We start from the raw sequence: 10166 nt of genomic DNA on the forward strand, positions 1-10166 counted from the left end.
GGGGTGGGGTGACTGCGGGACTGCGGGGGTGCGCCGTGGTCGAGCACGCGGCTGGCTCCTTCATCGCTGCCGGTGAGGGCGGCGCGGCCCCACGGCAGTCCGAAGGAAGGGGACCACCGTGCACGGGGTCCCCGCCACACTACGTTCAGCGCATGACTCTACGAGGACAGCCTTTCCAGCCGTAATGCAGCAACCTTGCGCGCCTCCGCAAGATCGTTGCGTTGATCGCGGACAGGCGCGTGTTCGTTGCGCGGGGCCTTGCGACCGTTGCGCGGCCCCGCGGCCCGGCCTGGCACGCCCCCGCCGTCAGGCCTCCACCGAGGCCCTTCGCTCGACCGCCGCACAGACCCGGTAGGCCGCTCGTGCCGGCCCTCCGCCGGCCCCAGGGCAGACCCGGGCCACCCACGCAAGACGCCTCGCGGCCCACCGCCGGAACCCTTCGCTCGACCGCCCCGCAGGCCCAGCAAACCGCTCGCGCCCGACGGCAGGGCAGCCCCGGAAGCCACCCACTCAAGACGCCCCTCCGCCCCCCATCGCAGGACAGACCCCAGGGCCCGCTCGATAAGGACTCGTCAGGACTCGTCAGACCCCGTCCGGCTCCCCCGCGATGGCCCGCGCCTCGGCCACGTCGTCCTCGTCGAAGCCCAGCTGCCCGGGCCGCCCGTGGACCGCCGCCTGCTCGTCGATCCACCGGTTGTGGGCCTCCCAGGCGGCCTGCTTGCTGGTGCCCAGGGCCGCCCCGATCTGCGACCAGGACGCCCCGGCACGGCGCGCCGCGCGCACGCTCAACTGCCGCCCGTACGCGGCCTTGCGGGCCACCACCTCGCTCAGCGCGAGCAGTTCGAGCAGCTCGCCCCGGTCGAGGGCCTCCTCGTCGCTCCCCGCCCCGGCCAGCGACTCCCGCATGCGCAGAGCGTCGAGACGGGCCACGGCGGTCAGCAGCGTGTACTGGAGCTCGGTGCTCTGCGGTGTCGTCATGACGCCAGCGTCTCGTCAGGCAGGCTTGACGTCAAGAGGGCTTGACGGAAGTTCCTTGACCAGGAAGACGCAGGGGTCGGCGCACACCTGGCGCACACCGTCCAGGTCGAGATAGGCCCAGCGGTCGACGTACGACACGGTGGGCCGGTAGCCGAGCCGTGCGTAGAGCCGCGCGGCGAGCGGGTTGTCGTCACCCACGCCGAGCCCCATGAGGCCGGTGCCGCGGGCGACCGCCCGTTCCTCGGCGGCACGCACCAGTGCCGTCCCGATGCCCCGCGAGCGGAGCGACGCGGGCCAGACGAACAGCCCGTTCAGCTCGGGACAGCCCGGCCGGGCAGCCCGCACCTCGGGAGCCTCGCAACCGGTCCAGCGGACCTCCGCGTGACCGACGGGCAGGCCGTCGAGCCAGGGGATCAGATAGCTGCTGTCCCCCGCCTCCTGCCGCGCGAACCGCGCCCCGTGACTCCCGTCCACGCTGTGCGAGGGCATGAACCGCTCCAGAACCGCGATGTCCTCGGCCCGGCAGATGTCGATCCTCATCCGACCGACCCTAGCGACATCGGGACACGGCACGGCCCCCGTTCTCCCGGCACGCGGGACAACGGGGGCCGTACGGAAGGGAGTTGCGTCAGCTCCAGCTGGCGTGCAGGGGCTTGCCCTCCGCGTAGCCCGCCGCGCTCTGGATGCCGACGACGGCCCGCTCGGCGAACTCCTCCAGGGAGTTGGCACCGGCGTAGGTGCAGGAGGAACGGACGCCCGCGATGATCGAGTCGATCAGGTCCTCGACGCCCGGCCGGGACGGGTCGAGGAACATCCGCGAGGTCGAGATGCCCTCCTCGAACAGGGCCTTGCGGGCGCGGTCGTACGCCGACTCCTCCGACGTACGGTTGCGCACCGCGCGCGCGGACGCCATGCCGAACGACTCCTTGTAGAGGCGGCCGTTGGCGTCCTGCTGGAGGTCGCCCGGCGACTCGTACGTACCGGCGAACCAGGAACCGATCATGACGTTCGACGCGCCCGCGGCCAGCGCCATGGCGACATCGCGCGGGTGGCGGACACCGCCGTCGGCCCAGACGTGCTTGCCGAACTTCTTCGCCTCGGCGGCGCATTCGAGCACGGCCGAGAACTGCGGGCGGCCCACACCGGTCATCATGCGCGTGGTGCACATGGCGCCGGGTCCGACACCGACCTTGATGATGTCCGCGCCGGCCTCGATGAGGTCGCGTACGCCCTCGGCGGCGACGATGTTGCCCGCGACGATCGGCACCTGGGGGTCGAGCCCGCGGACCGCCTTGACCGCGGCGATCATCGACTCCTGGTGGCCGTGCGCGGTGTCCACGACGAGCGTGTCGACGCCCGCCGCGAGGAGCTGCTTGGCCTTGCCCGCGACATCGCCGTTGATGCCGACGGCGGCGGCGATGCGCAGCTTGCCGTCCGCGTCGGTGGCCGGTGTGTAGAGCGTGGCGCGCAGGGCGCCCTTGCGGGTGAGGATTCCGGCGAGGCGGCCGTCCTTGTCCACGGCGGGCGCGTACCGGCGGTTCGCGTGGTCGAGCCTGTTGAACGCCTCGCCCGGCTCGATGTCAGCGTCGAGCAGCAGCAGGTCCCGGGACATGACCTCGGACAGCTGCGTGAAGCGGTCGACCCCGTTCAGGTCGGCGTCGGTGACCACGCCGACCGGCCTGCCCTCGCCGTCCACCACGACACCGGCGTTGTGCGCGCGCTTCGGCAGCAGGGACAGCGCGTCGGCGACCGTCTGGTGCGGGGCCAGCACGATCGGGGTGTCCAGGACGAGAGGTCGGCTCTTGACCCAGGAGACGACCTCGGTGACGACCTCGATGGGGATGTCCTGCGGAATGACGACGAGTCCGCCCCGGCGGGCCAGTGTCTCGGCCATCCGACGGCCGGCGATGGCCGTCATATTGGCGACCACCAGCGGAATCGTGGTCCCACTGCCGTCCGGCGAAGCCAGGTCGACGCCCTGCCGCGAACCGACCGCGGAGCGGCTCGGCACCATGAAGACGTCGTCGTACGTCAGGTCGTACGCGGGCTGGATGTCGTTGAGGAAACGCACGTGCTGCACATCCCAGTCGTTCAGAGGTGGCCCCCGAACAGGACAGCACGAGGGAAGAGCACGTACCTCATTGTCCCACGCCGGTGGGTGAACACGCCCCGGGCCGATCGTCCAGGCTGGTCAGGGGGCTACTGGTGGGATCCTCCAAGAACCAGCGCCACGGTGAGTGCCGGAGTGCCGTCCGCCGCCTGGGCGAACACGTCCCGCGCGATCTCCCACTCCTCGGGCCGCGCCTTCGCGTACGGCTGCCAGCCGGTGACGACGACGAGCAGCCCCTTCTCCACGGCGGGCGCGGGCCAGACGGAGGAGTCGCCGAGGCTGTCGGCGAGCGCGTCCCAGTTGCGCCCGAACCAGTCCGGCAGCTCCAGGGCGCGTACGCAGCGCTCCATGAGGCCCGCCTTGTCCGCGACGCCGTCGAGGTCCAGCGCGACCACGTGGCGGCCCGCCACGTCGTGCGTCATCTCAGCACCGCCCTGAAGGAGTTGTAGTGATCATCGGTGTAGTAGACCTCGCCACCCCGCCCCGTGACAATGCGCCGGGCTCCGCGGTCCCGCTCGCCGGGCGTCCGCACCGTGTACTCGTGGTAGAAACCGCGCTCGTGGCGCGGCAGTTCACGCTCGAAGTTCCCGAACACGGAGCCGTCCTTGGCGTACGGGAAGGGGCCGCCCGCGTCGATGAGGTCGAGCGTCCGACGGGCCTCGGCGGGCAGCCGCGCCTCCTCGACCGTCTCCATGCCCTCGGCCCAGGAGAGGGCCGAGGTGCTCGTGGCCGACCCGGTGCCGGCCCCGGTCCCTGTCGTTGTGTCCGCCGACGAGCAGCCGGTCAGCAGCACCGCGACGAGACACACGACGAGACGGAGAAACAGCCCCGGAAACAGGCGGGGGACGGACCGGAGCAGCATGTCGCCGATGCTGCCACAGCCGTCCCCACGCGGCGCGTTGCCGAGCCGCCGTCGGAGCGTTGCGGGCTCAGGGCCCGTCCGGGTCCGCCCGGTTCAGGGCGGGGCGCGGGGTCGAACCCGCCGTCATCAGATAGTCCGCAGCCGCCGTGTCCGTCACCAGGCTGGTGACGAGGCCGGAGCGCAGTACCGCGTCGATCGCGGCGGCCTTGCGCTGGCCGCCGGCGATCGCGACGACCTCGGGGATCCGCCGCAGCCGGTCGGCCTCGACGGTGATGCACCGCTCGCCCAGGTCCCGGCCGACGCGACGGCCCTCGGAGTCGAAGAGGTGCGCTGACATCTCGGCGGCCACACCGAGGGTGGCGTAGTGGGCACGCTCCTCCTCGGTGAGCATGTCGTGCACCGTCGAGATGCCCGCCTCCCAGGAGCCGATCGACACACAGGCGACGGTGACCTTGTCGAAGTACTCGAAGGCGCGGGCGATCCCCGTCTGGCTGCGCAGCGCCGCCGCGGTGGCCACGTCCGGCAGCAGCATCGGCGCGTAGATGGGATGGGCGTCCCCGCCGGAGACCTGGGCGGCCCGGCGGACCGCCTCGACCGAGCCGCGCTCGGCCGTCCCGGCGTCGTAGACACCCGTCAACTGCACCACCGTGCACGGCGGCAGCCGGTCGAGCGCCGCTGCCATGTGGATGGTGGAGCGGCCCCAGGCGAGGCCGAGCACATCGCCCTCGGCGACGAGTTCACCGAGCAGGTCGGCGGCGACCTCACCGAGGTTCTCCGGGTCGGGCGACTCCTCGGCCTCGGCCGGGGACTCCACGACGACGGCATGCCGCAGGCCGTAGCGGGCGCGCAGCGCGTCCGAGCGCTCCGCGTCCAGCTCGGCGGGGACGCGGATCTCGATCCTCACGAGATCCCGTTCGAGAGCGGTTTCCAGGACCCGGGCCACCTTGAAGCGGCTGACGCCGAACTCCTCGGCGATCTGGATCTTGGACTTGCCCTCAAGGTAGAAACGGCGGGCCATGGCCGCCGCCTGCACCAGCTCAGCGGGTCCCATCCGCATGGCCGACCGGCCCGCCGACATACCCGACACGGCGATCTCCTCACTGCTGTTCACACTCTGGATTCGCCGTTCATCCTTGCAGATCCGGCGTACTTGATCAGCCCTGAGGGGCGGCGTTCACGTTCCCTTGGCTCAGTGGCCGCATGCCCATGCTGCCTGGGCCGTCGCCTCCTCCGCCTGCGTGCGCAATGCACGTACCGCCTGGGCGGGGTCGGCCGCCCCGTACACCGCCGAACCGGCGACGAAGACGTCGGCGCCCGCCTCGGCGCAGCGCTCGATGGTGGAGGCCGAAACCCCGCCGTCGACCTGCAGCCACAGCTCCAGACCGTGCTTGTTGATCAACTCGCGGGTGCGGCGGATCTTGGGCAGCATGATGTCGAGAAAGGCCTGGCCTCCGAAGCCCGGCTCGACGGTCATGATCAGCAACATGTCGAGCTCGGGGAGCAGATCCTCGTACGGCTCGATGGGAGTCGCGGGCCGCAGGGCCATGGAGGCCCGGGCGCCCTTGGCCCGGATCTCGCGGGCGAGCCGCACGGGTGCGGCGGCGGCCTCGACATGGAAGGTGACGGAACCGGCACCCGCTTCTACGTACTGCGGCGCCCACCGATCGGCGTCCTCGATCATCAGATGGCAGTCCAGCGGCGTGTCCGTAGCACGCGCCAGAGACTCTACGACCGGCACACCTAGCGTGAGGTTCGGGACGAAATGGTTGTCCATCACGTCGACATGGAGCCAGTCAGCCCCTTCCACCGCCTTTGCCTCCTCGGCAAGGCGGGCGAAGTCGGCGGACAGGATGCTGGGGTTGATCTGCGCGGCCATGCGTTAAGCCTGCCATGCCCGGCGCGGGTTGTTCGCCCCGCTCTCCGAGGTCCCCGAGGTCTCCGAGGTCCTCGACCCGGACCGATCGGTATATACCAACCCCGCCGAGGGACTGCACCGGCCTCGCGGCCCGTGCCATCCTTGTCGGCCCACCAGCTCCACACGCGGCTACGGGGGTCGCCATGACGGACACGCAGGGGAAGCAGCGACGCGGGCTCGGCTGGCTGGTGTGCGGCCGACGCAGCAAATGGATCGTGGTGGGACTGTGGCTGGTGCTGCTGTTCCTCACGGCGCCCTTCGCCTCGAAACTCACCGACGCGCAGGACAACGACGCGGCGTCCTGGCTGCCCGGATCCGCCGAGTCCACCCAAGTCCTGGAGATCTCCGAGGACTTCAGGCCGGAACAGATCCCCGCGGTGGTCGTGTACGCCCGTGGGAGCGGCCTGACGGCCGAGGAGCGGGCGCAGATCAACGAGGACGCGCGCCAGATCAAGGAACTGCGTGCGCACGGCATCCTCGGCGCCGAGACCCGGGGCCCGATCTTCGACCGGGAGACCGATCCGCGTGCGGCCCAGATCCTCGTCCCCATCAGGATGGACGAGAAGGGCTGGGAGGAGATCTCGCCCGCCGTCGACTCGATCCGTGACGTGACCGGCAAGGGCGGCGACGGGCTCGCCGTCCATGTGACGGGCCCGGGCGGTACGTCCGCGGACTTCTCCGAGGCCTTCGAGGGCATCGACTCCACGCTGCTGTTCTCGGCGATGGCCGTCGTCATCGTGATGCTGCTGCTGACCTATCGCAGCCCCACCCTGCTGATCGTCCCGCTGCTCGGCGTGGTCGCCGCGCTGTTCACCGCGCAGGCGGTGATCTACTTCCTCGCCGAGCACGCGGGTCTGACCGTCAACGGCCAGAGCGCGGGCATTCTCACCGTCCTCGTCTTCGGCGCGGGGACCGACTATGCCCTGCTCCTGGTGGCCCGCTACCGGGAGGAACTGCGCCGCCACGAGGACCGCCACGAGGCGATGGCGCTCGCCCTGCACCGGGCGGGCCCGGCGGTGCTCGCGTCCGGCGCGACCGTCGTGCTGAGCATGCTGGTGCTGCTCGCCGCCGAGATGAACTCGACGCGCGGCCTCGGCCCGGTCGCCGCCATCGGCGTCGCCGTGGCACTGGCCGCGATGATGACCCTCTTCCCGGCCCTGCTGGTGATCTTCGGCCGCTGGATCTTCTGGCCGGTGATTCCGCACTTCGGCTCCGCGGACCCGACCGAGAGCGGTGTCTGGGCGCGCATGGGCCGCCGTATCTCCCTCCGCCCGCGCATGATCTGGGCCGTCACGGCGGCGGCGCTCGCGCTGCTCTCGCTGGGCCTCATCCAGCTCCGCGCGGAGGGCATCAGCAACGCCGACGCCTTCACCGGAAAACCCGACTCGATCGTCGGCCAGGAGGTGTCCGCGCGTTACTTCCCCGCGGGCAGCGGCGATCCGCTCGTCATCGTCAGCAACCGCGCCCAGGCCGAGGACGTCGGCCAGGCGGTCGCGGCCACCCGCGGTGTCGTACCGGAATCCCTCGGCCTGCCACCGGGCACGAAACCCGAGTTCGAGGGCAAGGTCCTCTTCGAGGCCACCATGACCGCCCCGGCGGACAGCGAGGCCGCGAAACAGACGGTGGAGCGGGTGCGGGACGCCGTGCACGACGTACCCGACGCCGACGCGCAGGTGGGCGGCGGCACGGCCTCACTGCTCGACATGGACAAGGCGACGACCCACGACAACATCCTGATCATCCCGCTGGTGCTCATCGTGGTCCTGCTGATCCTGTGCGCCGTGCTCCGCGCCCTGGTCGCCCCGCTGCTGCTGATCGGCACAGTGGTGCTGTCCTTCGCCGCCGCGCTGGGGATCAGCGCGCTCGCGTTCCGCCACATCTTCGACTACGCGGGCGAGGCGACGGACTTCCCACTGTTCGTCTTCGTGTTCCTGGTCGCCCTGGGCATCGACTACAACATCTTCCTGACCACCCGCATCCGCGAGGAGGCCGGCCGCCAGGGCACCCGCACGGGCGTGGTGACGGGCCTGGCCACCACCGGCGCGGTCATCACCTCGGCGGGCCTGGTCCTCGCCGGAACCTTCGCCGCCCTCGGCACGCTCCCCATGGTCGCCTTCGCCGAGATCGGCTTCGCGGTCGCCCTGGGCGTACTGCTCGACACGTTCATCGTCCGCTCGGTCCTCGTGCCGTCCCTGTTCCTGGACGTCGGCCCGAAGGTGTGGTGGCCACATCGGCTGGCCCACGAGGACGGGGGCACGGCGGGTCCGCCGCCGACCACCGGCCCCGGATCCGGGTCTCCCGCGCCAACACCGGCACCGGCACCGACTCCGGGAGGCCCGCCGGCCCCGCCGGAGTAGGTCGGCCCGGCCTGCAGGTGTCCGCCGGACCGACCTCAGGCGGTCCGGCGGATGAGCGCCAGATACATGGCGTCCGTCCCGTGCAGATGCGGCCACAGCTGTACGTCGGGACCGTCACCCAGCGCCGGTACGCCGGGGAAGAGCGGGCGGGCGTCGAGGAGTTCGGCCGAGCCGCCGCCGTGCTGCTTGAGCACGTCGTCGACCACGGCCCGGGTCTCGGCGAGGTGCGGCGAGCAGGTGGCATACCCGACGACACCGCCGACCCGCACCGAGTCGAGCGCCGTACGCAGCAGTCCGCGCTGCAACGGCGCGAACCCGTCCAGGTCGTCGGGGCGCCGCCGCCAGCGGGCCTCGGGACGACGACGCAGGGCGCCAAGACCCGTGCAGGGCACGTCCATCAGTACGCGGTCGAACGTCCCCGGACGCCACGGCGGCCGTGTCCCGTCGGCGGCGATGACCTGGTAGGGCCCCGGGTTCCCGGCGAGCGCCTTGGCGACGAGGCCGGCCCGGTGCGGCTGCTTCTCGGAGGCGAGCAGCAGGGCCCCGCGCTGGGCGGCGAGTCCGGCGAGCATGGCCGCCTTGCCGCCGGGTCCGGCGCAGCCGTCGAGCCAGGCCTTGTCCGGTCCGTCGAGGGGCGCGTTGGCGAGGGCGAGCGCCACGAGCTGGCTGCCCTCGTCCTGCACGCCCGCACGTCCTTCGCGTACGGCGTCGATGGCGCCCGGCTCGCCGCCCTCGGACAGTCGCACGGCGTACGGCGACCAGCGCCCCGGCAGCGCGTTCTCGTCCCCGAGGGCGCCGAGGATCTCATCGGCGGTGGAGCGCCCCGGGCGGGCCACGAGGGTCACCTCGGGCCTCTCATTGTCGGCTTCGAGGAGATCCTCGATCCCGGCGCGCCCGCCCCCCAGCGAGTCCCACAGCGCCGAGACGATCCATCGTGGATGCGAGTGGACGACGGCGAGATGATCCTCGGGATCCTCGTCGTAGGGCGGCGCGACCTGCTCGATCCACCCGTCGAGATCGTGCTGCGCGATCTTCCGCAGCACGGCGTTGACGAACTTCGCCCGCCCGTCCCCGAGCACGACCCTCGCCAGCTCGACCGACGCGGACACGGCGGCGTGCGTCGGGATCCGCGTCCCGAGCAACTGATGCGCACCGAGGCTGAGCACGTCCAGCACCGGCGGGTCGACCTCGCGCAGCGGCCGGTCGATACACGCCGAGATGACGGCGTCGTACGTCCCCTGCCGACGCAGCGTCCCGTACACCAGCTCCGTGGCCAGCGCCGCGTCCCGCCCGTCGAAGTCCCCCTTCTCCCGCGCCTTCCGCAGCAACGGCGGCAACACGAGATTCGCGTACGCGTCCCTCTCGTCCACCGCCCGCAACGCATCGAAGGCAAGCATCCGCACGGGGTCCTTCTTGGGACGACGGTACGGCTTGCCCTGCTGCCGGGGCCGACGGGACTGCTCGTTCACGTAAAAGGTGCTCCGGATCGTGGAAGAGGTACGGGTCCAGCGTACGTCGCGGCGACGCCCGCGCTCCTTCTCAGGGCACGGGAAGCGGCACGCTTTCAGGCACGGGGGCGGCTCGTTCTTCAGGGGCGCGGGGAACTGCGCAATCTTTTAGGGCATGGGGATCAGCACACCCTTTGGGGGCGCGGGGATCAGCACACACCCTTTGGGGGCGCGGGGAACTGCGCAGTCTTTCAGGGGCGCGGGGAACTGCGCGGCCGGCCCCGACCGACCCGCACCCACCACACCCCGGGCAACTAACGCCGAAGAGACCGCCCAAACCCCGAGGCAAGCGGCATCCGCAACCCCAAAGGCGGCGGAGCCGCGAGCGCATCCTCCACGGGCCGGGCAAAAGCCCGCCCGAACAACGCCCCCATCACGAAATCCTCGGCCAACGCGTACACCTCATCGCGAAACGCGTGCAACGCATGTCCGTCGG

Annotated in this window: 9 protein-coding genes and 1 pseudogene; 1 reads left to right on the top strand and 9 read right to left on the bottom strand. The window is 71.4% G+C overall.

Translation table 11 applies throughout. The annotated features are described in order from the left end of the window. Positions 1 to 582 precede the first annotated feature (582 nt). The 7 genes from AOK17_RS43285 to rpe form a co-directional block, all read right to left on the bottom strand. Positions 583 to 978: a hypothetical protein gene (locus tag AOK17_RS43285; protein ID WP_055618136.1), complete on the bottom strand. Its 396-nt coding sequence runs from the start codon at positions 976 to 978 to the stop codon at positions 583 to 585. A 15-nt stretch (positions 979 to 993) separates the two neighbouring features. Then, positions 994 to 1518 carry a GNAT family N-acetyltransferase gene (locus tag AOK17_RS43290; RefSeq protein ID WP_055618137.1) on the bottom strand — a complete coding sequence of 175 codons (525 nt, stop codon included), beginning with the start codon at positions 1516 to 1518 and terminating at the stop codon, positions 994 to 996. Between the two features lie 88 nt (positions 1519 to 1606). Further along, complete coding sequence (locus AOK17_RS43295) at positions 1607 to 3049, bottom strand: GuaB1 family IMP dehydrogenase-related protein (RefSeq protein WP_055618144.1); 1443 nt, start codon at positions 3047 to 3049, stop codon at positions 1607 to 1609. 128 nt (positions 3050 to 3177) lie between these two features. Then, positions 3178 to 3510: a barstar family protein gene (locus tag AOK17_RS43300; RefSeq protein WP_055618138.1), complete on the bottom strand. Its 333-nt coding sequence runs from the start codon at positions 3508 to 3510 to the stop codon at positions 3178 to 3180. Then, entirely contained in the window at positions 3507 to 3950 is a 444-nt protein-coding gene (locus AOK17_RS43305) for a guanyl-specific ribonuclease (protein ID WP_055618139.1), read from the bottom strand. The genes AOK17_RS43300 and AOK17_RS43305 overlap by 4 nt, the downstream gene beginning before the upstream one ends. A gap of 67 nt (positions 3951 to 4017) precedes the next feature. After that, on the bottom strand, positions 4018 to 5061 hold the full coding sequence (locus AOK17_RS43310) for a sugar-binding transcriptional regulator (protein ID WP_055618140.1): 1044 nt from the start codon (positions 5059 to 5061) through the stop codon (positions 4018 to 4020). A gap of 78 nt (positions 5062 to 5139) precedes the next feature. After that, positions 5140 to 5826 (bottom strand): ribulose-phosphate 3-epimerase, encoded by a 687-nt coding sequence (rpe, locus tag AOK17_RS43315; protein WP_055618141.1) that lies wholly within the window; start codon positions 5824 to 5826, stop codon positions 5140 to 5142. 182 nt (positions 5827 to 6008) lie between these two features. On the opposite strand from rpe, the gene AOK17_RS43320 reads away from it, so the two are divergent. Beyond that, positions 6009 to 8222, top strand: a complete 2214-nt coding sequence (locus AOK17_RS43320) for an MMPL family transporter (protein ID WP_055618142.1) — start codon at positions 6009 to 6011, stop codon at positions 8220 to 8222. 35 nt (positions 8223 to 8257) lie between these two features. Here the strand turns inward: AOK17_RS43320 and AOK17_RS43325 are convergent, their stop codons facing one another. After that, entirely contained in the window at positions 8258 to 9691 is a 1434-nt protein-coding gene (locus AOK17_RS43325) for an RsmB/NOP family class I SAM-dependent RNA methyltransferase (protein WP_055618143.1), read from the bottom strand. Between the two features lie 293 nt (positions 9692 to 9984). Continuing rightward, a pseudogene (locus AOK17_RS49460) lies at positions 9985 to 10166 on the bottom strand (alpha/beta hydrolase); the annotation flags it as partial.

It is taken from the genome of Streptomyces phaeochromogenes (genome assembly GCF_001418655.1).
Classification (GTDB): domain Bacteria; phylum Actinomycetota; class Actinomycetes; order Streptomycetales; family Streptomycetaceae; genus Streptomyces; species Streptomyces phaeochromogenes.